The sequence below is a fragment of the Pseudoalteromonas sp. SWN29 genome (genome assembly GCF_015864465.1).
Lineage (GTDB): Bacteria > Pseudomonadota > Gammaproteobacteria > Enterobacterales > Alteromonadaceae > Pseudoalteromonas.
This window is the reverse complement of record NZ_JADYXE010000178.1, coordinates 1-556: the sequence shown is the minus strand read 5'-3', so window position 1 is coordinate 556 and position 556 is coordinate 1. Positions and strand designations below refer to the sequence as shown.

Genomic DNA, 556 nt, shown 5'->3' with positions numbered 1-556 from the left:
ATTTTATCCACATAGTCAGATTTTATCAAATCTTATCAAGTACGCTTTTCACGGCATCCTCTATGGTTTGCGTGTCATTCACAACATTGCTCACGTTGACTTCTTCTGCCTTGTCGATGCCAATATCCTTACCTACGAATCCGGCGTTGATGAGGTTGGACGCAGCAAGCTGATATTTCTGTTCAATGATTACCGAGTCGATGAACTCCATTACCTCAGAGAATCCAGGCGACGCGCGCCAGCTTTGGATCGCACCGGAGGTAACGCCGCAATAAAGCTGGAAGCCGTTGAGCGTGAACACTCGCGGCTTGTGCACTAGGTTCTCAGTGACAACGCCCTGGAAGCTCGCCGTTTCGATTGCCTTGATTGCCTGGTCCTCGGCCCATGAGAAATATTTAACCGCAAGGTTGAATACAGTCTCAGGCGTCATTGGGTGACGATGATTCAGGTTTGCAATGTCGCCATACTTTTTATTGTATAGCTCTTTGAAGTTACCAATTCGAACCCTCTCGTTCGCGTGACTGGTGAAATTTTCGTCTTTCATAGTTGTTTCCCC

1 protein-coding gene is annotated in these 556 nt (G+C 47.3%); it reads right to left on the bottom strand.

Annotated features, from left to right (window positions below):
- Window positions 1-25: 25 nt before the first annotated feature.
- The coding region (locus tag I6F53_RS20375) for a terminase small subunit (protein WP_231616667.1) at window positions 26-556 on the bottom strand (531 nt) is incomplete at its 5' end.